Origin of the sequence: Solwaraspora sp. WMMB335 (genome assembly GCF_049179075.1) — a bacterium.
Classification (GTDB): Bacteria; Actinomycetota; Actinomycetes; order Mycobacteriales; family Micromonosporaceae; genus Micromonospora_E.
Map to the genome: position 1 here is coordinate 7,766,412 of NZ_JBMHMF010000001.1, position 26,450 is coordinate 7,792,861.

Genomic DNA, 26,450 nt, shown 5'->3' on the forward strand with positions numbered 1-26,450 from the left:
CGTGCGCCCTACCCCAGTGGTCTCACCGCGCGGCGGCGCGCCAGTACCCGCAGAAGTAGACGCGTTGCTTGGCTACGCCGCGCTCGCCCACCAGATGCCGCCGTACCGAGGTGACCATGGCCGACTCGCCGGCGACGAAGGCGTACGCGGCACCGACGGGAAACACCGTTTCACGCAGGGTGCGCAGCACGATGTCACTGTGGCCGGCCCGCGTCGCGCCGCGGTGCAGCCAGGTGATCCGGGCACCGGACGGGGCGGCGAGGTCGAGTTCGTCGGTGGCGTCACCGACTTCCAGCAGCACGAGCGCGTGGCCGTCCGCCGGCAGGGACTCGACGATCGCGGCGATCGCCGGCAGCGCGGTCTCGTCTCCGATCAGCAGCTGCCAGTCGGTGTCGGCCGGTGGTGCGTACTCGGCGCCGTCGCTGAGGACTCCGATCTGGTCGCCGACGGCGGCAGTCGCCGCCCACGACGAGCCGGGTCCGGCCTCGGCATGCAGGACGAAGTCGATGTCCATCTCCCGGCGTCCGCCGTCCAGTCGGCGGACCGTGTAGTTGCGGACGATCGGGCGGACCTCGTCCGGCATCGCCTGCACGGCGGGCCACCACCGCTCGGCGCTGGCCGGCAGGCACAACTCGACGTCCGCGCGTGGGGCGAGGAACACTCGGGCCAGATGGTCGGGTCCATCGTAGCCGAAAGTGTCCAACGCGGATCCGGTGAGGGTGACCCGGATCAGCCGTGGTGTCAGTTTCCGGGTGGCGACGACCTGTGCCAGCATGGGGTGCCGCACGGGGGCCGGGGACGGGGCGATGTCGATCGTCATCAGCGTCGGATCCTTCTCCTTGGCGGATACTTAGGTTAGCCTATGCTGAATTCCGCCTTGATGGGTTTGCCCCGGGAGATTTCTGTGCCAGTGGTGGACGGCGACGCTCGGGCTGCGCAGGTCCGTCACCGGACCCACCCGCAGCCAGCTGCCGGTCGCCCACCCGCACTGCTGACCGGGCTGGTCGTCGCGGTGGTCGTGCTCGCGTTCGCCGCGATGGCCAGCGTCTCGGTCGGGGCCAAGCCGATCGGCGCCGGCGACGTGCTGGGCGCGCTGTTCGCGTTCGATCCGGCCGACGGCGATCATCTCGTGGTGCGCACGCTGCGGGTCCCGCGCACCGTCGTCGGGCTGGTCGCCGGCATGGCACTCGGCCTGGCCGGGGCGATCATGCAGGGCCTGACCCGTAACCCGCTCGCCGATCCAGGGCTGCTCGGGGTGAACGCCGGCGCCGCGCTGTTCGTGGTGATCGGCATCAGCCTGTTCGGCGTGGTCACCCTGACCGGCTACGTGTGGTTCGCGTTCGCCGGGGCGGCGGTGACCGCGGTCGTGGTGTACGGTATCGCCGCGTTCGGCCGGGAGGGCGCCACGCCGGTGAAACTCGCACTGGCCGGTGCCGCGGTCAGCGCCGCGCTCGCCTCGGTGACCACCGCGTTGCTGCTCACCGACACGGATGCCTTCGATCATTTCCGGCTCTGGCAGGTCGGCTCCCTCGCCGGGCGGGGCGGCGACCTCGCCGGCCAGGCGGTGCCGTTCATGCTTGTCGGGCTCGTCCTGGCGGCACCGTGTGGCCGGCTGCTGAACACGCTGTCGCTCGGCGACGACCTGGCCCGCGGACTCGGCCAGGATCTTGTGCTCACCCGGGCGCTCGGCGCGGCCAGCGTCGTCGTGCTCTGCGGCACCGCCACCGCGCTCGCCGGGCCGGTCGCCTTCGTCGGCCTCGCGGTGCCGCACGTGGCCCGGATGATCACCGGCCCGGACTACCGGTGGATCCTGCCGTACGCCATGGTCCTGGCGCCGATCCTGCTGCTGGCCGCCGACGTCGTCGGCCGGGTGGTGGCCCGGCCGGCCGAGGTGCAGGTCGGCGTGGTGACCGCGGTGATCGGCGCTCCGGTGTTCATCGCCCTGGTCCGTCGCCGCGCGTTGGCCGAGTTGTGAGGCCCGCGCCCCTCGGGCCGCGGACCCGTACCGGCACCGCCGGGCCGACACCCGCCCAGCTCGTCCGCGACGCCCGCCACCGGGGCCGGCGCCGGTTCACCGTCGTCACCGCGACGCTGGCCGTGGGCGTTGTCGTGCTGTTCGGTACCGCGCTCGCGGTCGGCGCGGTGGCCATCCCGCCGACCGACGTCGTCGACGCGCTGTTCGGCGACAGCAGCCGGCGCAACGAGTTCATCGTCACCGAGGTGCGATTGCCACGGGTCCTCACCGGGCTGCTCGCCGGTGCCGCCTTCGGCATCTCCGGCGCGATCTTCCAGACACTGGTCCGCAATCCGCTCGCCAGCCCCGACATCATCGGTATCACCATGGGCGCGAGTGCCGCCGCCGTCGTCTGCATCGTCGTGGTCGGCGTGGTCGGCGTCGTCGTGTCGGTCAGCGCGTTCGCCGGTGCGCTCGGCACCGCCGCGTTGATCTACCTGCTGGCCTGGCGCGACGGGGTGTCCGGGTACCGGTTGGTGCTGGTCGGCATCGGCGTCGCGGCGGTGCTCGCCAGTGTCGTGTCGTACCTGATGTCACGGGCCGAGATCACCAGCGCCCAGCAGGCGCTCGTCTGGTTGACCGGCAGCCTCAACGCCCGGTCCTGGGCGCACGTCCGGCCTGTCGCGTTGGCCATGGCGGTCCTGGCGCCGCTGGCGTTCATCCTGTCGCGCGGGCTCGACCTGCTGCGTCTCGGCGACGCGACCGCGGCCGGGCTGGGCGCCCGGGTCGAGCGGCTGCGCCTGGCCATCCTGCTGACCGGGGTGGGACTCGCGGCCGCGGCGACCGCCGCCGCCGGCCCGGTGCCGTTCGTGGCGTTCGTCGCCGCGCCGATCGCGCGACGGCTGGTCCGCGACCGTGGGCCGGCGCTGCTGCCGGCGGCGCTCACCGGTGCGGTCGTCATGGTGGTCGCCGACCTGAGCGCGCAGCACCTGATCGGTGCCGTCCAGTTTCCGGTCGGAGTGGTCACCGGCATCGTCGGCGCGCCGTACCTGCTGTGGCTGCTGGCCACCGCCAACCGGGAAGGACGGGGCGGATGACCGGCACCCGGCCCGCCGGCGACGGGCCGGCCGGTCTCGGCGCCCGGGAAGTGACTCTCGGGTACGGCGATCGCGAGGTGATCCGACGGCTGACCGTCGACGTTCCGGCCGAGCGGATCACCGTCATCGTGGGACCCAACGCCTGCGGCAAGTCGACCCTGCTGCGTGGGCTCGCCCGCCTGCTGGCCCCGACCGGCGGCGTCGTCCATCTCGACGGCCGGGACCTGCGCCACCTGCCGACCCGGCAGGTGGCGACGAAACTCGGCATCCTGCCGCAGCATCCGGTCGCGCCCGAAGGGATAACCGTGGCCGACCTGGTGGGCCGCGGCCGTTACCCGCATCAGGGCTGGTTGCGCCGGTGGACCGCGGCGGACGACGAAGCGGTGGCGGCGGCCCTGCAGGTCACCGGCACCCTTGAGTTGGCCCGCCGGCCGGTCGACGAACTCTCCGGCGGACAACGGCAGCGGGTCTGGATCGCCATGGCACTGGCGCAGCGCACCCGCATCCTGCTGCTCGACGAGCCGACCACCTATCTGGACGTGACCCACCAGGTCGAGGTCCTCGATCTGCTGACCGACCTCAACCGGCAGCGACAGGTCACCATCCTGCTGGTCCTGCACGACCTCAACCTCTCCTGCCGGTACGCCGACCACCTCATCGTCGTCAAGGAGGGCGAGTTGGTGGCCGAGGGACCGCCGGCGCAGGTGATCACGTCGGCACTCGTGTCCGACGTGTTCGGACTGGACAACCGGGTCGTCGATGACCCGGTCTCCGGCACGCCGATGGTCGTGCCGATCGGCCGGCACCATCGCGGCAACGAGGCCGCCGCCGTGCCCGACCCGATGATCGCATCGTTCACCACGTCGGCTGGCGTGGAGAAAGGTTGACCCCATGACCCTGCTGCTGGAGCGGCCCGCCACGGGCACCAGACCGCTACCTGTCGCCCCACCCGCCTTGCTCGGCATGCCCGGTATCCCGGACCTGTCGCTGATTGCGGCGTCGCCGGACCTGCGCGGGCTTCGTCGGCGCGGCCTGCTCACCGGCGGTCTCGGCGTCGCGGGCGCGCTGCTGCTCGGCGCCTGCGGCGACGGCGAGACCACCCCTGACGCCGCCGCACAGGAGCCTGGCGAGCGGACCGTACAGACCGACAAGGGCGAGGTCACCGTGCCGGCCGAGCCGTCCCGGGTGGTCTGTGCCGACTATTTCGGTGCCTTCGCCGTGGTCGATCTGGGACTGGTGCCGGTCGGGGTCAGCGGCGGCGGGTACGACACCACCGGGCAGACGTACGCCCCGAAACTCGCCGACGTACCGATCGTCGGCGACTGGACCGAGCCGGACGTGGAGAAGATCTCCGGCGCCGAACCGGACCTCATCCTGCGCACCATCGACACCCCGGACGAACTGTACGAGCAGCTCAGTAGGATCGCCCCGACCGTGGTGATCTCCTTCCAGCAGCTGAGCCTGCTGGAGGTGACCAGTCGGATCGGCGACGTGCTCGGCCGCGTCCCGCAGGCCGACGAGTTGCTCACCCGGTACCGCGACCGCACCGCCGAGATCCAACAGACGCACCAGGCCGTGCTCGACGAGTACACGTTCACCTTCGTCCAGGTCGCCTCGGACACCACGTTCTGGACGCTGGGACCGAAGTGGACCGACACGACGGTGTTGGTCGACAGCGGTCTGCGGCTGGCTGAACCAGCCGCCTCCCAACCCGAGCCGACCCAGGAGTATTCGTTCGAACAGATCGGTGTGCTGGAGTCGACCGGCGTGCTGCTCGTCCCGTCCGGCCCCGACGGGGTGACCCCGGCGCCGGACAACGTGGCCCTCACCGACACCGCGTTGTGGCAGCAGTTGCCGGCGGTCCAGGCCGGGCAGGTCTACCCGATCCTGTCCGGCGCCGCGTCGCTGGGCACCGGGCTGGAGCTGGTGGAGCGGATCGACGTCGTGTTGACCGAACTCGCGACGGCTTCCTGAGGCCCGTCATGGTGCGCGGCAGGCAGCCCGTGGACCCGCCGGTGACCGCCGGACGGGTGATGCGGCGCGCGTTGCACCGCCAACGCGGCCGGGTCGCCGCCGGGGTGCTGCTGCTCTGCCTGCACCAGGCGGCGGAGGCACTGGTGCCGGTGGTCATCGGCCTGGTCATCGACCGGGCCGTCACCGAATCGGACCCGGTCGCCCTGGTCGGCTCGTTGACCGTGTTGGCCGTGCTGTTCACCGTGCTCGCCTACGCATGGCGGTTCGGCGCGCAGTTCGCCTACGCCGCGGTCGAACGCGAAGCGCACGCCACGCGGGTCGAGATCGCCGCCAAGGCCCTCGACCCGCGTGGGCAGCGCAGCGGAATGCGCGACGGTGAACTGCTGTCCGTCACCGCTTCGGACACCGAGTTGGCGGCACTGGTGGTGCGTGCCGCCGGGCTCACCGCCGCCGCGTCGACCGCGCTGGCCGTCGCCGCCGTGGCCCTGCTGACCATCGACCTGACGCTCGGCCTGCTGGTGCTGCTGGGGGTGCCGGCCATCGTCGCGGCGCTGCACCGGCTGGCACCGTTGCTGACCCGCCGCAGCGCGGCTCAGCAGGAGGCCATGGCGGGCACCACCGACCTCGCCACCGATCTGGTACGCGGAATCCGGGTGCTGCGTGGCATCGGCGCGCAGCACAACGCCGCCGAACGGTACGCCGCCGCCAGCCGGCAGGCGCTGTCCGCCACCCTGCGGGCGGCCAACACCAAGGGCGTCTACCGTGGAGTCACCACCGCGGTCAACGGGGTGTTCCTGGCACTGGTCGCCGGCGTCGCCGGGTGGTCGGCGCTGCGTGGCCAGCTCACGGTCGGTGAACTCGTCGCCGTCGTCGGTCTGGCCCAGTTCGTCGCCGAGCCGGTCCAGACGCTCGGCTTCTGCCTGCAGTTGTACGCGATGGCGCGGGCATCGGCCGGCCGGGTGGCCCGGGTACTCGGCGCCGCGCCGCTGGTCACACCCGGTGGTGCCCCGGCCCCGGCCCCGGCGGCGGCCGGGTCACGGCTGTCGCTGGACGAGGTGAGCTACCGCAGCCTCGACCGGGTCAGCCTGCGGGTCGACCCGGGTGATCTGCTCGGTGTGCTCGCCTACCACCCGCAGGACGCCGACGCGTTGCTGGACCTGCTCGCCCGCCGCGTGCCCCGGGCCGACCACCACGGCGCACTGGTGGTGGACGGCGTACCGGTGGAACATCTCGACCTCGACGCCAGCCGACGGTCGATGCTGGTCGACCAGCACGACGTGGTGTTGTTCGAAGGCAGCCTCCGGTCGAACCTGGCCGCCGTCGTGACGACGGTCGCGGCCGAGGACGACATCCTTGTCACCGCGGTGCGGGCCGCCGCCGCCGAGGACATGCTGAGCGCCCACCCGGACGGCTTGGACCGCCCGGTCGGGCATCGTGGCACGAGTCTGTCCGGCGGTCAGCGGCAGCGGATCGGCCTCGCCCGGGCGATCCTCGCGGATCCGCCGATCCTGGTGCTGCGCGATCCGACCACCTCGATCGACCCGGTGACGGAGCACCTCGTCGCCGACCGGCTTCGCGCGGTCCGCGCCGGCCGCAGCACCATCCTGGTGACCTCCAGCCCGGCCCTGCTCGCCCGTACCACCCGGGTGGTGGTGCTCGACGCCGGTCGGGTCGCCGTCGAGGGGACGCACACCGAGCTGTTGCGGTCGGATCCCCGCTACCGGGAGGCCGTGTTGCGATGACCGACGACCAGTCCCCGCTGCTGCCCACCGCCAGCACCCGCCGTACCTGGTCGACGCTGTGGGCGGAGTTCCGTAGGCTGCCCGGCCTCACCGTCACCGCGGCCGTGGCGCTGGTGAGCGCGAACGCCTGCGCACTGGTCGCCCCCTGGGTGCTCGGTTGGCTGGTCGACGCGGTCCTGGCCGGCGGTGACCGGCGACAGGTCCTCGGCGCGGCCGGGATCATCGCGGTGGCCGCGTTGCTCGCCGGCGTGTTGACCGCGCTGGCGGGGGCGTTGCTGGCCCGTCTCGGCGAGACGGTGCTGGCTCGACTGCGGGAACGGGTGATCCACCGGGCGTTGCACCTGCCGGCGGCGACGCTGGACCGTACCGGCACGGGCGACCTGGTCTCCCGGGCGAGCGACGATGTGTCGGTGGTCGCCAACGCGATCACCACCACCGGTCCGGAGCTGACCGGCGCGTCGATCGCGGTGGTCCTCACCGGTGCCGGCCTGTTCGTGCTGGACTGGCGCTTCGGACTGGCCGGTCTGCTCGCCGTCCCGATGTACGTGCTGGCGCTGCGCTGGTACCTGCCACGGTCGACTCCGTACTACGCGAGGGAACGGGTGGCCACCGGGCAACGATCCCAGGCCATGGTCGGTGCGCTCGGCGGCAGCGCCACCGTCCGCGCCTTCCGGCTGGAACACCAGCACGTCGGGCGAATCGCCGATCGGTCGGCGGCCGCTCGGGACCTGTCACTGTCGGTGTTCGGCCTCTACACCCGGTTCGCCTCCCGTATCAACCGGGCGGAGTTCGTAGGCCTGGCCGCCGTACTCGTCGTGGGATTCGTGTTGGTACGCGCGGATCTGGCGACGGTCGGCGCGGCGACCGCCGCCGCCTTGTACTTCCATCGGTTGTTCAACCCGCTCGGCGCACTGCTGATGGAATCGGACTCGGCGCTGCAGGCGGGAGCTGCCCTGGCCCGGCTGGTCGGGGTGGCAGAACTGCCCGCGCCCGGACCGGCGGCGTCGGACGGCGCGCCGTCCGACGCCGCCGTGGACATCGATCGGATCAGTCACCGCTACGACAGCGGGCCGATGGTGCTGCACGACGTGGAGTTGCGGATCGCGCCGGGGGAGCGGGTGGCGTTCGTCGGTGCCAGCGGAGCCGGCAAGACCACTCTCGCCGGCATCGTCGCCGGGGTCGTCGAACCGGCGGAGGGCACGGTGCGGCTCGGCGGCGTGCCGCTGTCGCGGCTCGGCGAGGAGCAGATCCGTCGCCGGATCTGCCTGATCAGCCAGGAGGTGCACGTGTTCGCCGGGCCGTTGGCCGACGACCTGCGGCTGGCCCGGCCGGATGCCACCGACGAGCAGATAGTCGCCGCGTTGGCCCGGGTCGGGGCACTCGACTGGGCTCGGGCGCTCCCCGACGGTCTGCGCTGTCACGTCGGCGAGGGCGGCGAGCGGCTCACCGCAGCGCAGGCCCAGCAACTCGCCCTCGCCCGACTCGTACTCGCCGACCCACCGGTGGCGGTGCTCGACGAAGCCACCGCCGAGGCCGGCAGCGCCGGCGCGGACGTACTCGACCGCGCCGCGCTGGCGGCAACCAGCGGACGGACCACGCTGATCGTGGCGCACCGGCTGTCCCAGGCCGTCGGTGCGGACCGGATCGTCGTGCTCGACGCCGGTCACGTGGTGGAGACCGGGCCGCACACCACGTTGGTCGCCAGCGGTGGCCGGTACAGCCAGCTCTGGCAGGGGTGGAGCGGCGGTCCCGACGGATGGAAGGGCACACACGATGAGTCAGGCTGAGACCGCGGAGCAGCGCTACGCGGACTTCTACCCCCATCAGGCGGCGAGCGTGACGCTGCGTCGGATCTACCAGCAGGTGTACGGCGACGACTACCCGGACGAACTGGAGCCGTTCGGCTTTGTGACCCGTACCGACCTGGCCCGGCTGTCCGAGGTGCTGTCGCTGCGGTCCGGACAGCTGCTGGTGGACGTCGGTTGTGGCCGGGGCGGCCCCGGCATCGCCGTGGCGAAGGCCGCCGGGGCCCGGTTGATCGGCTTGGACGTGGTCGATTCAGCCCTCGCCGGCGCGGCGGCGGCGGCGAGGCGGTTAGGCCTCGCCGGGGCCGAGTTCCGGCGGGCCAGCTTCACCACCACCGGGCTCGACGCGGCCAGCTGCGACGCGGTGATGAGCGTCGACGTCCTGTGGATGGTGTGGAACAAGCAGGCAGCGATCGCCGAGATCGCCCGGGTGCTGCGACCGGGAGGCCGATTCGCGTTCACGACCTGGGAGCCGGGCTACGTCGACCACGCACGAATCCTCACCAGGGCGGGGTTCGTGGTGGACGTACGTGAGGAGACGGCTGGGTGGCTGCACCGCCAACGATCCGTCTACGCGTCCATTCTGCGCCACCGCGAGCAGTTGGAGCAGGAGCTCGGAGCGGGGGCCGAGGTGATCATCGCGGAGGCGCGGGACACCCCTGCGACGCTCGCCGACACCCCCCGGATGCTGTTCGTCGCGACGCTTCCCGGCCGGCCGCCGGTCGGCGGCGGACCTCGATGAGCTGAGGAGGCGGGGTCTTGTCGCGTGAGGTTACCGACGGACTGCCGGCGTCCGTGCGCGCGGCGGGTGCGCCCGCGCTGCCCGCGCTCGCCGCCCCGTGGTCGTGCCGGTTGTTGCGGCCTGGCCTGGCCGGAGCGCCGTCGTCCGACGCCGAACTGATCAGCCGTTGGATGCACGAGTCGCACGTCGACCTGTTCTGGCGTCAGGCGTGGCCGCCGCAGCGCTGGGCCGACACGATCGCGGACCAACTCGCCGGTGAGTACTCCCGACCGTTGCTGGTCTCCTTGCACGGCAGGCCGTTCGCCTACCTGGAGGTGTACCGGGTCAGTCGTGACGTGGTCGGCCAGTGCCATCCCACGGATCCGTACGATCTCGGGATTCACCTGGCGATCGGTGACGTGCGGGACACCGGCCGTGGCCTCGGGCGGACAATGGTGGGAGCGGTCGCCGACGGGCTGTTCGCCGCGGATCCGAGGTGCCGACGGGTGTTCGTCGACCCTGACGAGCGGCACGACGTCGCCTGTCGGGCGTTTCGCGCCGCCGGGTTCCGCCCGGTCGGCGTCCACGATCTCGGCCACAAGCGGGCCGCCCTGCACGTACGCGTCGCGCCGGTGCGTTGACCGGCGAGGTCACGCCGGACGCCGCTCCTAGTGCCGCGTCAGGCAACGTTGGCCCTGTTGACTACCTCGCGTAGGCGTTCGTCGGCGGCGTGCTTGTTCCGCCAGATGATGTAGCGGCGGATCATGCTGCCCTGCTCGGCGTGGCTGGTGTGGTCGGTGCCATCGAGGGTGAAGTAGCGCAGAGCGGTGAACTGGGCCTCGATGCGGTTGAGCCAGGAACTGTTGGTCGGCGTGTAGGCGAACTCGACGTTGTTCGCGGCGGCCCAGTCGCCGACGCGGGTGTCCTTCTTCGTGCTCAGGTGCGGGGAGTAGTTGTCGAGGACGATCGCGATGCGGGTCCCGGGTGGGTGCAGGCCGCGCAGGTAGCGGCAGAACTCCAGGAACCGTGTCCGGTGCTTCGTCGGCTTGATGTGGCCGTAGAGCTTGTCCGCGCCCAGGTCGTAGGCGGCGAACAGGTGGCGGACGCCGTGGGGGCGGGTGTATGTCGCCCGCCGGCGGGGCCTGGGCCCACGCTCGGGGTCCTTGTGCCGTCTACCGCGTTCGGCCCACTGCCGTCCGGGGTGGGGCTGCAGATTCAACGGGCCGAACTCGTCCAGGCAGAAGATGACGTCGGGCTCACCGGCCTCGGGGACGACCTCGCCGTCGGCGATCGCGTAGAGGTGCTCGACGCGGGCCTTCTTGGCGGCGTAGTCGGGGTCGCGGGAGGTCTTCCAGGTCTTCACCCGTTGAAACGAGACGCCCTCCTCGCGGAGCAGGACCCGTAGGCCCTCGTGGCTGATGTCGTCGACCACCCCCTCAGCGACCAGGAAGTCGGCCAGCTTGGCCAGACTCCAGGTCGAGAACGGCAGACCGTGCTCGGCCGGCGTGGACTTGGCGATCTTCTTGATCTCACGCCGTTCCGGCAGGGTGAACGTCCTCGGCCGGCCACCCTTGTACTTCGGGTAGAGCGAGTCGAAGCCGTCAGCGTTGAAGTTGTGGATCACGTCGCGGACCCGGTCTCCGCTGGTGAACGTCACCTCCGCGATCTTCCCCACGGGCATGCCCTGCGCGGACAGCAACACCATCTGAGCCCGTCGCCAGGTCACCACCGAGCCCGTACCTCTACGGATGATCCGCAACAGGCGCCGGCCCTCGTCGTCGTCGATCTCACGGACGCGTACTCGTTCTCCCACCCGGACAGCCTGGCGGCACCCCACCGCCCGGACCAGCACCCGCACGGCGCGTCACGAGGCAAACGTTCCCTGATACGGCACTAGACGCTGTCGTACCGGGCGGCCTGGCTGGATATCGACGCATCGGAGGTGAGGAGCACCGACTGGAGGATCTCCCCGACGCGCACCGCGGTCGCGGACAACAGCGAGGAGGTCAGCCCGTGGCTGTGTTCGGTGCCGCCCTGCAGGTAGATGCCGCACCGCACCGCCGGGTCGGTGACGAGACGGTAGTCCCGCGAGACGACCGGGCGGCCACGGGAGTCGCGGACCACGTACTGGTCGAGTTCACCGAGCACCTCCGCCGGATCCACCGGGCGGTAGCCGGTGGCGTACACCACCGCGTCCGCGTCGAGCACGGTCTTGTTCCCGGTCGCCAGTGATTCGATGACTGTTCGGACTCCCTCCGATGAGGGAACGGTTTCGGTGATCTGCGCCAGATTGAACATGCGCAGGCGTTCGGTGCCCCGTACCTTCTCCTGGTAGGCCCGCCGGTAAAGTTCCTGAATCAGATCGAGGTCGACGACCGAGTAGTTGGTGTTCCGGTGGTATCCCATGAGCCGCTGTTTGAGCGGCTCGGGCGAGACGAAGTAGTCGTCGATCGCTGCGGGATCGAAGATCCGGTTGGCGAACGGACTGTCGTCCGCCGGCGTGTAACCGTAACGGGCGAAGACGCCGCAGATCTCGGCTCGGGGAAAGCGTTCATGCAGATAGGCCGTCGCTTCCGCGGCGCTCTGGCCCGCGCCGACGACGATCAGGCGGGTGACACCGTGGGCGCCGAGGCGCGGCACGTTGTCCAGCAGATCCTCGGTGTGCCAGATGCGGGGTGAGACGACCACACCGTCGGGCAGCCAGGGTCGGAGCCCGGGTGCCAGCACCAGATTGCGGGTCCGGCAGGTGGCGAACGGTTCGGCGGCTGAAGCAGGCTGGTCGCTACACATGGTCTGAACATCGAGGTACGAGATGCCGGTACCGTCGGTTACCGGCCGAACCGAGGTGACCTGGTGCCGGTAGCTGACCTGGTCGTCGACCTGCTCGGCAGCCCATTCGAAATAGTCGTGGAACTCGGCACGCAGTGGAAACATCGTCTTGTGGTTGATGAAGTCGACGAGTCTGCCGCGACAGTGCAGATACGCCAGGAAACTGAACATGCTCGTCGGGTTGCGCATGGTGACAAGGTCCTTGAGGAACGACACCTGCATCGTGGCGTCGTCGAGCAGCATCCCCCGGTGCCAGCCGAATCGGGGCTGCCGCTCCAGGAAGCGAGCATCGAGCGGCCGGGAAGCAGCGGCATTGTGCTCGGCGACGGCGATCGCGAGCGCGAGATTCGAGGGTCCGAACCCCACGCCGACGAGATCGTGGACCGGTGGTCGGGTGCCCGCAACTGCTGGTGGCATGAACTTCCCATCGGGTGGGCTGGCGCACGCGGCGGACAGCCGAGCCGGGTCGACCCGCGCCCCCCGCACTAGGCTGTGGACGCCAACGGGCGTCGGGCGCGGTCAAGGTCTCTTCCGCGATGTCGCGGACCGCATGGGGCGGTACCTTAGGTGAGCCTAACCTAAACATCGATGGTTGTCGAGGAGCGGATCCATCGTGGCGGCGGAGGGTCCGGCGGTGATCAAAAAGCCGCTTGGACCGATGTCCGCGCTCCCGCCGATGCCCTACAGTCTACTGGCGACCGTACCCACGGGAGAGGGCCATCGTGAGTAACCCCGCGCAACGCTCGTCCAGCCCGTCGCTGCTGCGTAACCGCACTTTGCTGCGCAGGATAGCGGTATCGGCCCGCCCGTACCGGGGTCGGATCGTGGTGCTGCTCGCCTTCGTCCTGCTCGGTACGGTGCTGCCGCTGAGCCAGCCGGTGCTGCTGCGCGAGGTGATCGACGAACTCACCGTCGGTGCGGGTTTCCGCGCCGTGCTCTGGCCGTTGGTGCTGATCGGGGTGACCGGGCTGTTCGGGGTGGGCGCCGGCTTCGCCGCCTCCCGGGTCGCCGACGCGATCGGCCACAGCGTTACGCGCGACCTGCAGCGCAGACTGTTCGACCACCTGGTCGGCATGCCGATGCCCTTTTACACCACGGTACGTCCGGGCACCCTCGTCAGCCGCCTGACCAATGACGTGTACGCCGTCGAACCCCTCTTCACCAGCGTCATCGCGACGGCGTTGAGTAGCTCGGTGACGCTCGTCATCGCCGGAGTCGTGCTGATCGTCATCGACCCGCGACTCGCGGTGGTTCTACTCATCGTCCCGTTGGTGCTCTGGCCGGTCCGGCTCGCCGAGTCAAAGATCAACACGGTGATCCGCTGGTCCTTCCGGCACAACGCCGAGCTCTCCAGCCATGTCGAGGCCGTGCTCAACCGCGACGGAGTGCTGCTCGCCCGCCAGTCCGGTGCGCTCGAAGCGGAGCGGAGCCGGTTCGGCGAGTTGGCCGCGAACGTACGCGACACCGCGCTGCGACTCGCCTCCTGGCGGGCCGCTGTCGGCTCCAGCTACGAACTCGTGTTCACGGTCGCCACGACCGCCCTGTTGGTCGGCGGAGCGCTGCTGGTGACCGGCGGGGACATCACCCTCGGCACGCTGATCCTCTTCCTGCTCTACCTGCGCCAGATCCAGGCCCCGGTGAGCACGCTGATCGGGCTGCGCTACCCGGCTTTCCGGGCCGGGGCGGCGTTCACCCGTGTCTTCGACGTGCTCGACTCGCCGCTGCGGCCGATCGCCGATCCGCCACCACCGGCGGTGGCCGGGACGGCGGGTGACGCCGGCGCGTCGGGCGCGGCCTCGTCGGGCGCGGCCTCGTCGGGCGGACCGGATGCCGGTGCCGCCGGCGTCGGCGCTGGCCGGCGGCCGGTGCTGCAGATGTGCGGCGTCGGCTTCGATCATGTTCCCGCCGCCGAGGTGTCGATTTCCGGCCTGTCCCACGAGACGACGGTGACCGGTCCGGGGATGTTCGGCATGAACGCGATACCACACGCGATGCCGACAACGCCGGATGACCTGCCGGAGGGACACCGTCGGATCCTCGACGGCCTCGACCTCGAGGTGTGTCAGGGCGAGACGATCGCCATCGTCGGGGAATCCGGCGCGGGCAAGAGCACGATCGCACTGCTCGCCGCGGGTCTGATCACCCCGACCCGGGGGGAGATCCGGCTCAACGGGCGGTCGGTCGATGAGTTGAGCCTCACGGAGATCGCCCGCTCGGTCGCGCTGATCACCCAGGAAACCTACATACGGCACGAAACGATCGCGGAGAATCTGCGCTATGTGGCTCCGCGTGCAACCGATGAGGACCTGGTGGCCGCCTGCCGGGCGGCCCAGCTGCACGAGCTGATCATGTCGCTGCCCGATGGCTACCAGACCCTGGTGGGGGAGAAGGGCTACCGCTTCTCCGGCGGAGAGCGTCAACGCCTGTCGATCGCACGTGCGCTACTCAAGCGGGCGGACCTGGTCATACTGGACGAACCGACGTCCCAGCTGGACGCGCAGACCGAGGACCAACTCAACGCCGCGCTCGCCGACATCTTCGCCGACACGGCGGTGCTTTTGATGGCGCACCGGCTGCGGACCGTCCGCACCGCCGATCGGATTCTCGTCCTGTCGGGTGGTGTGATCCAGGAGAGCGGCAGCCACGACGAGTTGATGTCGGTCCCCGGCGGACGCTACGCCATGCTCTGCCGGATGCAGGACGACAACGGCCGTCCGGCGGTACCGGCCCCGCGGTGAACCCGCGCCCGCCGGTCAAGACCCGGTCGGCCGGTCAAGACCCGGTCCAGGTCTGCGTCAGACCCGGTCCGTCAGACCCGGTCCAAGGTCTGCTCGGCGAGGGCGGTGAACAGCGCGTTGGTCTGTTCGAAGGCTCGGGCCGCCTCGGCGGCGATCCGGTGTCGCTCGTCGTCGTCCCAGGGCGCGGTGTCCAACAGCGTGTTGTACCGCCGGCGGAATCCACTGACGTCGGTGATGTCCGCGAAGTCGTAGAATTCGATGCCGGGACCGACGAGTCCCTGGTGCTCGGTCATCTTGTTGCGGAACACCTGGCCGCCGGCGAGGTCGCCGATGTACCGGACGTGATGCTGCGCGATGTACCCGGCCGGCCACTCGCCCGCCAGTCGTCGGATCCACCCGCAGTGCTCTGCGGTCACGTCGTACGGCCGGACCTGCTCCATCCATTCCGGACCGTAGTAGAAGGCCAGGTCACGGCGTACCGGCGCGAGTCGTTCGAGCTCAGGGAAGAGGAACTGCGCCGCGACCGGATCAGCGCGGACCAGGTCTGCGGTCTCCTCGAAGGCCTGATAGATGAAGTAGCGTTGGGTGACGAACTCCTTGAAGGCCGATACCGGCAGATTGCCGGCGAGCAGTGTGTCGAGGTACCGCCACCGCCCGGACCTGCGGTGCGCACCGGCCAGGGCCTCTCCGATCAGGTGGGAGAGAGTCGGACTCGTCGAGTTCGTCACGGGCAGCCGATCCTTCCGTCGACACGACGCGTGCCCGCTGCCGACACGCAGCACGCATCATAGATCCATCCGCGACGGCCGGACTAGAGTTAATGATCAGTTCGCTGTCCGTGTCCAGGTGGACGGACGGCTTTCGGATCGCCCCTGGAGCCACCCCATGCACCCGATTTTTGACGATTACTCCACAACGGATGCGCGGATCGCGCTACACGCTATGACCGACACCGAGACCTCGTACGCGCCCGGGATGAACGCGCTCTTCGTGCACCGGTACGATCTGGTCCGGGAGCTGCTCGGCAGCGACGCGCTGCAGAACGCCCGACTCGCCGATCCGTTGCTCGACGCGCTCGCGCCGGAGAAGTATCGGCTCCATCAGCCGATCAAGCACTTTTTCGGGCTCTGGCCGGTCTTCTCACACGGCGCCTACCACCAACGGGTACGCGCGGCGCTGCGGCCGGTGCTGGACCGGGAGGCCACCCTCGCCGCGGTCGCCGGGATGCGTCCGGACTGCCGTGACATGCTGGTCGGACTGGCTGTCGCGACACCGGCGGGCAACGGTGTCGACTGGGTCGCGGACTTCGCCCATCCGTACGCGGTCGCCTTGTTGGGCCGGCTGTTCGGGGTCGCGCCAGCGACGATGCGGGAGCTACTGGGCCCGACGAGCCGGGTGATGACCTATCTTTCGAAGCCACTGTCGCTGCACGACGACGAGTTGGCGCACGAGGTACGGCAGGCACTGGCTGTCATGGTCGCGCTGGTCGGCGACGAGATTCTGGAAAGTCCGCGATCCGCGCTCGCCCGCGCACTGGCGGTGCTGGCGGCGGACGGAGAACTCGGGCACCAGGTCGCCACCGCGGTGACCACCCAGATCATCACCGGCACTCTCGATCCGCTGGTGGCGCTGCTCACCGACACACTTCTGCTGTTCCCGGCCACCGCGCCGACCGGCGGAGCGCGGCCTGCCGACCCGGCCGGGCATCCAGCAGGGCACCCGGGCACTTCGGCCGGTGCGGTGGCGGAGGACCTACGGTTGAGCTGTCCGATCCGGTTCGCCCCGAGGCACGTCAACCGACCGGTCGAGATCGCCGGGAACCGACTCGGGCCAGGTGACCGCGTGATCCTCGGCCTGGCTACCGCCAATCTCGACCCGCACCGGTACGACGACCCGCTCGCCTGCCGGATCGACCGGCCCGGTCCACCGCATCTCGCCTTCGGACAGGGTGCCCACTACTGTCTCGGCGCGCCACTGGCCCGCTGGGCCACGGGCCAGCTCATCGAGGTTCTCGCCAGCGGCGCTGTCGAAATCGACGTGGACCGCGCGTCGTTGGTGCGCGACCGGCACCTGTCGATCAGCAAGGTGCTCGCTCTTCGGGTCCGGGTGACCCGAGGTGCCGGCGACATCGTAGGCAAGGTGTCGTCGGCGTGACCATGACAGCCGAACCACCGGTGGAAGAGCTGCAGGTGCTGGCGCCCCGGTCGTGGAGCACCGTGCCCCGGATCGCGATCGCCGGGGTGGGCGGGGTGGCGCACTACGCCCATCTGCCCGCGTACCGGCAGCTCGGCGTGCGGGTGGTCGCCCTGCACGATCCGTCGGCCGAGGCACTCGCCCGCGTCGGGCGCGACGTGCCGGAGGCGGTCACGATCCGTGATCCGGTCGCATTCGCCGAACGGCTGCCGGAGCTCGGCGTCGACCTGCTCGACGTCGCGGTACCGTCGCCGAACCACGCCGACTTTCTGCAGCTGCTCCTGGACACCTGCGGTGCCGACTGCCCTCCGCTGCTGGTGCAGAAGCCGCTGGCGCCGACGAGCGAGGCCGCCGCCCGGATCGTCGCCCGCGCCGACGAACTCGGCGTCCAGGTCGCCGTGCACCTCAACGGCCGCTGGGTGCCGACCTTCCGCGCCGCGCGGGAGCTGCTGCGATCCGGCGCGCTCGGGCCAGCGGTGGTCGGGACGCTACTCAACCGGGGCTGGAACCCCAAGCGAAACCAGGGCTGGCGGGCCCGGATCCCACGGCTGATCGGGTACGAGATGGCCGTTCACCACGTGGATCTGCTGGTCTGGGCGATGGGTCAACCGTCCTGGGTCGTCGCGGCCATGCGGCCGATGGCCGGACTCGGCGCCGCGGGTGACAGCTTCGCCTCGGCCACGTTCGGGTTCGGGCCAAGTGTGATCACCGTGATCGAGGACTGGACCTGCCGCGACGAGGCGGCCCACCGGTTCCACCCCACCAGTGAGGAGCTGACCATCTCCGGCGCGGCCGGGACCCTGTTGGCGACCCCGGCCGAGCTGCGACTGACCACCCCGACCGAACGGCGGCACTGGCGTACCCGGGCCTCCTGGTTCCCGGACGCCTTCGCCGGGCCACCGGCCGAGTTTCTCTGCGCGCTCGCCGAGCGGCGACCGACGACGATCGAGGCCCGCCAGCACGTGGCGGTGTTGCGGGTGCTGGACGCGATGTACGAGTCCGCCGACCGGGGCCAGGTCGTGCACCTGACCGGGCCGGCGTCCGCGGTGTCGCCGCGGTGAGCGCCGGCGGCGAGCCCACGGACGGCTGGCGGCTCCCGGTCGCCTACGACCGCAGCGGCCGGATCTTCGGCGAGGCGGAGCTGACCGAGCTCGCCGAGGTCCTCGCCGCAGGGGCACTGACCCGGTGGGGTGGCGAGAAGGCCGACGCGTTCGAACGCGAGTGGGCGGCCCGACTCGGGGTGCCGTACGCCGTCGCGGTCTCCAGCGGTTCGGCGGCGCTGCACGTGGCGCTCGCCGTCCTCGATCTTCCACCGGGTACGGAGGTGATCACCAGCCCGGTGACCGACATGGGGACTGTCATCGGCATCGTCTGCGCCGGGTTGGTGCCGGTCTTCGCCGACGTCGACCCGGCCACCGGTCTGGTCACCCCGGAAACCGTCGCGGCCTGTTTGGGGCCACGCACGCGGGCGGTGTTGCCGGTGCATCTGCATGGCCGGTGCGCCGACGCCGCCGGGTTGGCGCGTCTCGCGGACCGTCATGGTCTGGCTCTGGTCGAGGACGCCTCCCAGGCGCACTTCGCCCGGCGGGCCGGTGTGGCGGCCGGTACCACCGGCGTCTTCGGCTGCTTCAGCCTCCAGCAGTCGAAGGTGGTCAGCTGCGGCGAGGGAGGCGTTCTCGTCACCGCCGACCGGCAGCTGGCGGAGCAGGCCCGGATCTTCCAGAACAAGGGTTGGCTGCGCGGTGAGTCCGGCGCGCAGGCGTATCCGCTGCTCGGCGTGAACTACCGGATGGGCGAGTTGGCCGCGGCCGTCGCCCGGGCGCAGCTCCATCGGGTGGAGACCATCCTGCAGCGGCGCCGGGCGAGCTACGCGGTCGTCGCCGGGTGCCTGCGTGACGACCCCGACGTACGGGTGTTGGGCGAGCGCCCGGACGAGTACGCCAGTTGGTGGTGTCTGGCGATCCAGTGCGATTGGCTGCCCGACCTCGCGACCGCTCGTCGGTTGATGTCGGCGCTGCACGCCGAGGGTCTGCCGTTCGCTCTCGGCGGGATCGGCCCGGACCCGATCTACCGCGTCGAGGCGATCCGGGGCAAGCGCACGCCCGGCGGTGCCCGACTGCCCTGGTCGCTGCCCGGGGCCGCCGATCACGACTACGACGCGCTCCACCACCCCGGTGCGCAGTGGTTCCTCACGCACACCCTGACGCTCAACTGGAACGAAGGGATCACCGTGAGTGACGCCGAGCGGGTCGCGGACGGAATTCGCCGGGCCGTCGCGGCGGTACGGGTCACGCCCGAGCACCAGGAAAGGCACGTCCGGTGAGCGGACGACCCGGGGCAACCGCCCGCCAGGACGACGTGACCGGTGCCCCCACCACCGGAGGGTCGGGATTCGCGGGCTGGTGTCTGGACCCGGGGACGATCGGGTTCGACCTGCCGTTCGCCGAGTACGTGCGCATTTCCGCCCAGGCCGGCTGCGGCTGGGCGGAGGTACCGGTGGGGGCGCTGCGGGCTGGCGGCCCGCAGCGCGTACGCGCCCTGCTGGCACGCCACGGACTGGCGCCCGGACCGTTCTCCTGCCCGTGGGACGGAGCGCCCAACGGCGCGGTGCCCGATGAGCTGTGGCGCGAACGGGTGCGTCGGATGCCGGCGGTGTTTCAGCAGATCAGGGCGGCCGGTGGGTCGCTCGTCTCGGCCTTCTTCCGGGGCGACCGCCCGGGGATGGCCCAGCTGCCGGTGCCGGTGCTGGCGCAGCGCTGTGCGCTGCTGGCCGACCTCGCCGGCGACGCCGGGTTGGCGGTCTGCGTCGAGGTGAACGACGTCGCGGTGCTGCGAGATGCCACGCAACTGCTTGAGACGGCCGATCGTGCGCCGCTCGGCCTGCTGGTCGACACCTTCCACATGTTCCGGGCCGGTCTCGGCCCACAGTGGATCGCGGCGCTCCCTCCGGGGTCGGTGCGCTGGGTCCACGTCAGCGGGGTGCCGGCGGGCCTGACCGCCCCGGCGGAGCTGCCCCGGACGAGGCCGTTCGACGGCGGGCAGGCGCTGTGGCCGATCCTGTCGGCGCTGCGTACCCATGGATGGTCCGGCCCGCTGTCCATCGAGGTGCTGCCCGCTCCCGCGCCGGAGACCGACCGGCTCCGGTACGCCGTCGAACTGGTCCGACACGCCGCCACCGGCCTGGCCCGGCATCCGGCCGGATGAGCCGGCCGGCCCGAGTCAACCGCGCAGCACCTGCAGCGGCAGGGAACGCACCGGGCGGTGTGGGACGACGGCGGAGTCCTGCTGCCCGGTGGCCGCCTCGCCGTCGAAGGCCACTGCCTTCGGCAGCACCCCGGCGGACTGCCAGACCTTGCAACCGCCGAAGCACTGTCCGCTGGTCCGCCAACCGCACCCGCCACACTGCTCGTACGGATAGAAGCGCAGATCGTGACGGAACTCGGCAGGTCGGCCGGTCGTCCAGGCGGCCCAGAACTCGTCAGGATCGACAAGCTCCAGGGCCGCGTAGTCCCGATAGATGTTGGTCAACGGATGGTCGACCCAGTGGGAGCAGCCGAGCACCTTTCCACCGGGCTCGATCACGATCGTGTTGCCCTGGGCCGCCTCGCAGCCGGTGCCGATCACCTCGGCCGTGAACATGTCCTGCAGCGTGTCGTGGTCGAAGTGGCACAGGGGGATCTTGTTCTTCTCGCGGTTGAAGACGAAGCGCACACCCAGCTCCGGCTGCATGCGGAACAGGCGTTCGGTGAGTCGGGCCAGCTCCTGCGGCCCGCTCGCCGCGCCGACGTCCAGCCCGGGCACCACGTTCGGTACGCCGTAGTTGATGTAGATGGTGCGGCAGCCCAGGTCGACGAGGCTGCGAATGGTGGGCAGCACCGAATCCAGATTGGCCGCCATCACGGTGAGCATCGGGTAGAGCGGCCAGCCCTCGGCAGCGGCCAGCCGGACCGCGCGCAGCGCGGCGTCGTGGCTGCCCGCGATCCCGGTCGCCGCGTCGTGCGCGTCCGCGTCGAGTCCGTGCAGACTGATACAGCCGCCCTTGAGCCCGGCGGCGACCAACGCGCCCGCGTAGGCCGGGTCGGCGACCTTGACTCCGTTGGTGACCAGCCAGGGAGCCACCGCACGGCCGGCGGAGTACTCGACGATCCGGATCAGGTCGCGGTGGATCGTCGGCTCTCCGCCGAGCAGCGTGTACGTGGTGATCCCGAGCGAGGCGAGGAAGTCGACTCCCCGACAGGCTTCCGCGTACGGCATGGTCTTCGGCCGGTGGAAGACCTCGACGCCCGCGTAGCAGAACGAGCATTTCAGGTTGCAGGCATAGGTCATGACGAGCACGCCCTTGCCCATCGTCAACGGTCGTTCTGCTGCCATCGGCTATCTCCTCGCGGGTGTGGTCGACTGGCTGGTTCGGGCGGCCCACCGGGCAGCGACCTGCGCCGTCAGCGCCGGACTACGCGAGCTGGCCCGCTCGGCGTCCAGCAGGGCCTGGAGGGTCTGTTCGTCAAGGGTGAATCCGTCCCGCGCCGCCCAGCGACGCAGTAGCGACAACGGGACACCACGTTCGGCCCGTAGTCGAAACACCAACCGGGTGATGTCGGCGCCGGCGGACCGGCCGTGCGTCCACCGGTGAAACAACAGCGCGCCGTGGGCGGCACCCTCGCGGCAGTGTCCGATCTCGGCATCCAGCCAGCCCAGCGCCGTGGCGGAAGCGACACCGAAGTCCGCCACCGCCCGGTTGCAGGCCTGTGCGGCGAGGACGGCGGGACGCAGCGCGCCCGGGTCCGACCCCGCCTCGATGAGCAGCCAGCCGGCCCGGCGGGCGAGCCGTCGGGCGACGTGTCCCTGGCCCCGGGCGGCCGGGGCGATGCCGGCGGCGAGTAGCAGCGCGAGACTGCGTGCGTGGTCGGCGACGGCGCCCGCGCGATCCGGGTCGCCGGGCAGATGCGCGGCCAATGCGGACAGTACCGGGCGCAACAACGGGCCGGCGAACATGTCCTCGCCGGTGACCGCGCTCCACAGCCGCTCCAGCCCGCCGGCCGAGTCGACCACTGGTGCGCCGATCCGCCCCGCGCCGTCATCGGTGCCGCCCCGGTGGTCGAGGAACTCACAGTTCCAGAAGTGCAGGTAGCGTCCGCAGCCGCAGCCGGGTGCGCAGCCCGGCCCGCAACCATGTCCGGTCCGGTCGAGCAGGACGAACAGGTTCGGTCCGGAAGGGCCGTCGGCTCCGAACGGCGCCGCCCAGCGGCGCGGTGCGTAGCCGATGCGGTCGGCATCGACGCCGAGTTTCGCCAGCGCCTCGCTGGCGAGGGGATCGCCACAGCGGTCGTCGAGCGCGGGGATCACGAACGCGGTCCGGGCGACGTCGACACCGATCAGACCGAGCGCCGTGAACAGATCGGCGAGCACCTCGTGCCGGGGTACCGCGCCACGGCGGGCCGCGGTGAGCATGCAGAACGAGGTCACGAACCCGGACCGGCCGGCGTCGGCGAGCCGGTTCATCCGGACACACCACTGCAGCCCGGCGCGTGCGGCCGGGCCGGGTTCGCCGATCCATCTCCGCCAGGCCTGGATGCCGCCGGAGACGAACAGGGTGCTGCCATCGGTCTCGGCCACCGCCGACCCGTGCGCCGGGAGGTACCCGACCGTCGCGAAGGCATCGACCGCCTGTTCGGCGAAGGCGACCGCCGCCTCGTGGTCGTGCGCGGCGGGTGCCACGACATCCCTGGCGGTCATGCCAACGCCTCGAGCCGGCGTTCGGCCGGTCCGCAGCGGTGCCGGATCACCGCCACGTCTGCCGGGTCTATCCCGTCGCGGTATCTGTCGGAGTTGGCCACCGGGACAGCCGACGAGAGCGGGAACCGTCGGGTCGGGTCGGGCGTGGCCGCGGCACCGTGTGGCAGCAGGGCGGTCGGGCGGACCCCGACGAAGTCGGCGATCCGCTGCGCCTGCGTCGCCGGATCCTCGGTCAGTCGCGCGTAGCTGACCACCAGAATGGCGGTCGGCGCCACGGCGGCGAAGGCCATCGCGGCGCCGGCCGCCCGGTTCCAGTCGAGCGCGAAGACCTCGGCGGACAGCAGCATCCAACTGACCCGGCCGATCGGGACACGCTCGTCCAACTCGACCCTGGCGCGACGGACCAGCGACGCGAAGACGTCCACGGGATCGCGGTAGACGAACAGGAACCGCACTTCGGGGGCGACGGCGTGCAACTCCGGCATCCGGTAGTAGTGGAACGGATACTTGTCGACCACCCGGTGGCCTGCCCGGCGTGCCGCGTGTTCGCGTAGGAAGGTGTCGGCGATCCGGCGTCGTCGGCTGATCCGCATCGCCAGGCGACGTAGCCGGACCCGCGTCGCCGGGTCGCTCCAGCCGCGGACCGCCAGGCTGTTCACGTCGAGGGTGGAGTCGGCGACCGCGGCGTCCCGGAACACCAGCCGGGTCAGCAGCCGCTCGACGTACCGGCGGGGCCCGGTGGCAGCGGCCGCCGCACTCGCCAACGCCGTGATCGTCGACTCCGGGTACACCCGCCGCCAGTGCGGCCAGACCTGCTGATAGACCTTCCCGAAGGGCAGCAGGGGGTTGAGGTAGACGCTTATCGCCGTCTCGTGCGCGACGTCGTCGCTGTCCGGGCCGAACGCTCCGGCACCGAACTCGGGGCAGCCGGCGAGCATTCGATGCAGGAGCGTGGTGCCGCTGCGCGGGTAGCCGGCAACCAGTACCGGCCCCGTCACCGCTCTACCTTCCACTCGGTCCGACCGACCCGTCGGGCCAGCGTCGTCAGGCTGCCGGTGAGCGGGCCGACGCTGCGCAGCACGAACACGACCGAGGCGAGCGCCGTCGCGGCGAGCAGCATCCGGTTCGGCAACGCGGCCACACCCGTCCGCGACCGCGCGGCCGGAATCCGGCGCAGCTGTCGTACCGTCTGGACGAAGCCGAACTGGACGTAGCCGAGGTGGCCCGCCAGCAGCGCGACCGCCAGCGGGGCCGAGCCGATCGCCACGGCCGTGCCGAGCGCGGCCAGCCATCCGGCCGCCCGCCACCCCCAGGCGAGGTTACGGCCATGTCCACCGAGTACGAGCATCCCACGCTGTAGCGGATCCCGGGTGGCGTGCGGTAGCTTGCGGAACTCCCGCAGGTCGCGGTGGAAGCGGGCCGACCCGAGGTACCAGAAGCGGGACTGGCGGATCGAGACCAGCGGGTCGGGCGCGACGTCGCAGAAGTCCAGCGCGGGAACCGGGGCGATCTCGGCGCCGACGGTGGACGCGAGGTAACCCAGGGCGAGATCGTCGTTGGGGCTGACGGTCGGGAATCCGCCGATGCCGCGCAGCCAGGCCAGGGAGACGATGCAACCGTGGCCCACGCAGTAGACCAGCGGTCGTCGGCGACGGCGCCGGACCGCCCGTGAGTACCGGGTGTAGAGCGGGTACTCGAAGCCGAGCGCCCACCGGGTCTGCGCCAACGCGTCGGCGATGCTGAGCGCTCCCCGCCAGCCGCGTAGCTCGCCGACGTTGCGGCAGTAGCAGGACACCTGCTGGAACACGGCCGGCGGCGGTACCCCACCGGCCCGCCGACGACGCAGTTCGGCGGCGACGACCGCGAGCACGCCCGGGTCCGGTCGGGAGTCGGCGTCATAGACCGCCACGTACGTCCACCGGTCGTCGCGGCCGGCGGCCACCTCGGCGAGCCCGGCGTTCATCTGACCCACCTTGCCGACCGACGTCGCGGGTGCCTCGACCAGGCGGAAGACGGCCGGACCGAGCGCGGTCAGTTTGGGCAGCAGCTCCCTGGCCCGCTCCGCTGTCGTCGCCCGCCGCTGCCGGTCGAGCAGGTCCAGCGCGCCGGTCGCGTCGCGGGCGGCGGCGAGCGCACGCAACCGCCCGCGTTCGTCCGCCGGCAGCGCGCGTACCAGGTCGGCCTCGCGGATGTCGTCGAAGTCGCCGCTGCCCACCGCCGCCCGCAACGCCGCGTGGGCCGTGTCGCGCTCGCGTTCCTCCCGCGCGGTCACCGCGACGATCACCTCGACCGGGAACGGCTGGTCGAGGAACTGTTGGCACGCCTCCTCCAGGCCGCTGTCCTCCCGGAGCATCGGCAACAGCACCACGAAACGCGGCTCGTCGTCGTGGTCGACATCCGCGTCCGACGGCCTGTCGCCCGCCGGCGCCATCGTCGTCAACCGTCGAGTGGTGGCGCTGCTGCGGACGGCGAGCTGTATCGAGGTCAGCGTGAAGTACCCGAGCACGACTCCGCAGAACACGTAGCCGACGATGATCGCGACCGTCATCGGTTGCTCCCTCGCACCATCGACGTGCCGCCGTCGGCGAACGCGGTGGCTCGCCCGGTCCGCACCCCGGGCACCACCGGATCCTCCGGCGGGAAGTCGAGCCAGCGGCTCGCTCCGAGCGACTCGGCCGCCACGATCGTGTCGGCGGTCAGCGCCAGGGCCTGCGCCCAATCCGACGCGCTGACCACCGGGTCGTCGCGGGTTGCCAGGAAATCGTTCATCGCTGCGCCGAAGCTGTCCGGGAACCAGTTGACCGCCAGTTGCTCGCCGGGCAGGGTCTGTCCCGGCCGGGGCAGGTGCCAGACCCGAACCTGATTGCCGCCCACCGGCGAGAGCTCCACCCGCTCACTGCCGGCGCGTAGCACTCCGGCGCTGCCCGAGATCAGGACCTCTTCGAACGGGTGCCCGTGGGCGAACCCGTACTCCGGCATGGTCCAGTCTTCGAGAACCTGCGCGAGCGGGCCGGACCCGTACTCGATCAACGCGCTGACCCAGTTCGCCTGGCGAAGTAGCTGCCCGGGATGGGTCCCGCCGCGGGCAGCGATCCGCTGCGGTGGACCGAACCAGAACCGTAACAGATCAAGATGGTGGATGAGCATCTCGTAGACGATGTAGCCGGGTAGCGAGTGATCCCACCGCCCCGGCGCGCGGTCCCACCAGTCCCGGTTGACGATCGTGCACAGGTGCGGTCGTCCGATCGCACCCGCCACCAGCAGCTCAGCCACCTTCCGCCACGCCGAGACGTGCCGACCGGTGAGGTTGAGCCGAAGCCGCATGCCGGTCGACCGCAGCGCCGCCGCCTCGGCGAGTTCTGCCCAGGTGGTGCACAGCGGCTTCTGGACCAGCACCGGGGTGCCCAGGGCCGCGAGTCGACGCAGCAGCTCGATGCGGCCCGCCGGTGGAGTCGCCAGGTCGACCACGTCGACGCGACCGGCCAGCTCCTCCAGCGAACCGGCCACCACCGGGACCTGGAACTGCCGCGCCACCTCACGGGCGACCGGTTCGTCGACATCGAACAGCGCGTGAACGTCCAAGCCGAGTCGGCGGTACGCGGGCAGATGCGCGTACCGGGCGACTCCGCCCACCCCGACGATGCCGATCTTCGGTGCCACCACG

At 71.1% G+C, this 26,450-nt stretch carries 22 protein-coding genes; 13 read left to right on the forward strand and 9 right to left on the reverse strand.

All coding sequences use genetic code 11. The features are described 5' to 3' along the window. Positions 1 to 22: 22 nt before the first annotated feature. Positions 23 to 820, reverse strand: a complete 798-nt coding sequence (locus ACN27F_RS33220; RefSeq protein WP_421439538.1) for a siderophore-interacting protein — start codon at positions 818 to 820, stop codon at positions 23 to 25. Between the two features lie 84 nt (positions 821 to 904). Between ACN27F_RS33220 and ACN27F_RS33225 the strand changes: the two genes are divergently transcribed. Genes ACN27F_RS33225 through ACN27F_RS33260 form a run of 8 tightly spaced genes read left to right on the forward strand, consistent with a single transcriptional unit; the run spans position 905 to position 9,934 of the window. Then, positions 905 to 1,975 carry a FecCD family ABC transporter permease gene (locus ACN27F_RS33225; protein ID WP_421439540.1) on the forward strand — a complete coding sequence of 357 codons (1,071 nt, stop codon included), beginning with the start codon at positions 905 to 907 and terminating at the stop codon, positions 1,973 to 1,975. Continuing rightward, positions 1,972 to 3,051 (forward strand): FecCD family ABC transporter permease, encoded by a 1,080-nt coding sequence (locus ACN27F_RS33230; RefSeq protein ID WP_421439542.1) that lies wholly within the window; start codon positions 1,972 to 1,974, stop codon positions 3,049 to 3,051. Before ACN27F_RS33225 ends, ACN27F_RS33230 begins: the two co-directional genes overlap by 4 nt. Then, positions 3,048 to 3,938, forward strand: coding sequence for an ABC transporter ATP-binding protein (locus ACN27F_RS33235; RefSeq protein WP_421439544.1), 891 nt, complete (start codon positions 3,048 to 3,050; stop codon positions 3,936 to 3,938). The genes ACN27F_RS33230 and ACN27F_RS33235 overlap by 4 nt, the downstream gene beginning before the upstream one ends. 4 nt (positions 3,939 to 3,942) lie before the next feature. Further along, the gene (locus tag ACN27F_RS33240) at positions 3,943 to 5,025 is read left to right on the forward strand and encodes an ABC transporter substrate-binding protein (RefSeq protein WP_421439546.1); all 1,083 of its coding nucleotides are present in this window, start codon (positions 3,943 to 3,945) and stop codon (positions 5,023 to 5,025) included. Between the two features lie 41 nt (positions 5,026 to 5,066). Beyond that, complete coding sequence (locus tag ACN27F_RS33245) at positions 5,067 to 6,767, forward strand: ABC transporter ATP-binding protein (protein ID WP_421439548.1); 1,701 nt, start codon at positions 5,067 to 5,069, stop codon at positions 6,765 to 6,767. Continuing rightward, a complete protein-coding gene (locus ACN27F_RS33250) occupies positions 6,764 to 8,554 on the forward strand; it encodes an ABC transporter ATP-binding protein (protein WP_421439550.1) in 1,791 nt (596 codons plus the stop codon). The genes ACN27F_RS33245 and ACN27F_RS33250 overlap by 4 nt, the downstream gene beginning before the upstream one ends. Next, positions 8,541 to 9,314 (forward strand): class I SAM-dependent methyltransferase, encoded by a 774-nt coding sequence (locus tag ACN27F_RS33255; protein WP_421439552.1) that lies wholly within the window; start codon positions 8,541 to 8,543, stop codon positions 9,312 to 9,314. Before ACN27F_RS33250 ends, ACN27F_RS33255 begins: the two co-directional genes overlap by 14 nt. A 17-nt stretch (positions 9,315 to 9,331) precedes the next feature. Further along, a complete protein-coding gene (locus ACN27F_RS33260; RefSeq protein ID WP_421439554.1) occupies positions 9,332 to 9,934 on the forward strand; it encodes a GNAT family N-acetyltransferase in 603 nt (200 codons plus the stop codon). 38 nt (positions 9,935 to 9,972) lie between these two features. Here the strand turns inward: ACN27F_RS33260 and ACN27F_RS33265 are convergent, their stop codons facing one another. After that, positions 9,973 to 11,106, reverse strand: a complete 1,134-nt coding sequence (locus tag ACN27F_RS33265; RefSeq protein WP_421439555.1) for an IS630 family transposase — start codon at positions 11,104 to 11,106, stop codon at positions 9,973 to 9,975. 80 nt (positions 11,107 to 11,186) lie between these two features. After that, positions 11,187 to 12,539: a lysine N(6)-hydroxylase/L-ornithine N(5)-oxygenase family protein gene (locus ACN27F_RS33270; RefSeq protein ID WP_421439557.1), complete on the reverse strand. Its 1,353-nt coding sequence runs from the start codon at positions 12,537 to 12,539 to the stop codon at positions 11,187 to 11,189. A 305-nt stretch (positions 12,540 to 12,844) separates the two neighbouring features. Between ACN27F_RS33270 and ACN27F_RS33275 the strand changes: the two genes are divergently transcribed. After that, entirely contained in the window at positions 12,845 to 14,860 is a 2,016-nt protein-coding gene (locus tag ACN27F_RS33275; protein ID WP_421439559.1) for an ABC transporter ATP-binding protein, read from the forward strand. 71 nt (positions 14,861 to 14,931) lie between these two features. Here ACN27F_RS33275 and ACN27F_RS33280 read toward each other — a convergent pair whose 3' ends face one another. Then, positions 14,932 to 15,588 (reverse strand): heme oxygenase (biliverdin-producing), encoded by a 657-nt coding sequence (locus ACN27F_RS33280; protein ID WP_421439561.1) that lies wholly within the window; start codon positions 15,586 to 15,588, stop codon positions 14,932 to 14,934. A gap of 214 nt (positions 15,589 to 15,802) precedes the next feature. On the opposite strand from ACN27F_RS33280, the gene ACN27F_RS33285 reads away from it, so the two are divergent. From ACN27F_RS33285 to ACN27F_RS33300, 4 genes are read left to right on the forward strand one after another with little or no spacing between them, the layout of a single operon-like run. Next, positions 15,803 to 17,014, forward strand: a complete 1,212-nt coding sequence (locus ACN27F_RS33285; protein ID WP_421439562.1) for a cytochrome P450 — start codon at positions 15,803 to 15,805, stop codon at positions 17,012 to 17,014. Between the two features lie 2 nt (positions 17,015 to 17,016). Continuing rightward, positions 17,017 to 18,114 (forward strand): Gfo/Idh/MocA family protein, encoded by a 1,098-nt coding sequence (locus tag ACN27F_RS33290; protein ID WP_421440593.1) that lies wholly within the window; start codon positions 17,017 to 17,019, stop codon positions 18,112 to 18,114. Then, positions 18,111 to 19,376 (forward strand): DegT/DnrJ/EryC1/StrS family aminotransferase, encoded by a 1,266-nt coding sequence (locus ACN27F_RS33295; RefSeq protein ID WP_421439564.1) that lies wholly within the window; start codon positions 18,111 to 18,113, stop codon positions 19,374 to 19,376. Before ACN27F_RS33290 ends, ACN27F_RS33295 begins: the two co-directional genes overlap by 4 nt. After that, a complete protein-coding gene (locus ACN27F_RS33300; RefSeq protein ID WP_421439566.1) occupies positions 19,373 to 20,257 on the forward strand; it encodes a sugar phosphate isomerase/epimerase family protein in 885 nt (294 codons plus the stop codon). Before ACN27F_RS33295 ends, ACN27F_RS33300 begins: the two co-directional genes overlap by 4 nt. 15 nt (positions 20,258 to 20,272) lie before the next feature. Here the strand turns inward: ACN27F_RS33300 and ACN27F_RS33305 are convergent, their stop codons facing one another. Genes ACN27F_RS33305 through ACN27F_RS33325 form a run of 5 tightly spaced genes read right to left on the reverse strand, consistent with a single transcriptional unit; the run spans position 20,273 to position 26,449 of the window. Beyond that, on the reverse strand, positions 20,273 to 21,424 hold the full coding sequence (locus ACN27F_RS33305) for a radical SAM protein (protein WP_421439568.1): 1,152 nt from the start codon (positions 21,422 to 21,424) through the stop codon (positions 20,273 to 20,275). Between the two features lie 3 nt (positions 21,425 to 21,427). Then, positions 21,428 to 22,786 carry an alanine--tRNA ligase-related protein gene (locus tag ACN27F_RS33310; RefSeq protein WP_421439570.1) on the reverse strand — a complete coding sequence of 453 codons (1,359 nt, stop codon included), beginning with the start codon at positions 22,784 to 22,786 and terminating at the stop codon, positions 21,428 to 21,430. After that, the gene (locus tag ACN27F_RS33315; protein WP_421439572.1) at positions 22,783 to 23,784 is read right to left on the reverse strand and encodes a sulfotransferase; all 1,002 of its coding nucleotides are present in this window, start codon (positions 23,782 to 23,784) and stop codon (positions 22,783 to 22,785) included. The genes ACN27F_RS33310 and ACN27F_RS33315 overlap by 4 nt, the downstream gene beginning before the upstream one ends. Further along, positions 23,781 to 25,334, reverse strand: a complete 1,554-nt coding sequence (locus ACN27F_RS33320; RefSeq protein WP_421439574.1) for a hypothetical protein — start codon at positions 25,332 to 25,334, stop codon at positions 23,781 to 23,783. Before ACN27F_RS33320 ends, ACN27F_RS33315 begins: the two co-directional genes overlap by 4 nt. Then, a complete protein-coding gene (locus ACN27F_RS33325; RefSeq protein WP_421439575.1) occupies positions 25,331 to 26,449 on the reverse strand; it encodes a Gfo/Idh/MocA family protein in 1,119 nt (372 codons plus the stop codon). The genes ACN27F_RS33320 and ACN27F_RS33325 overlap by 4 nt, the downstream gene beginning before the upstream one ends. Between the last annotated feature and the right edge of the window lies 1 nt (position 26,450).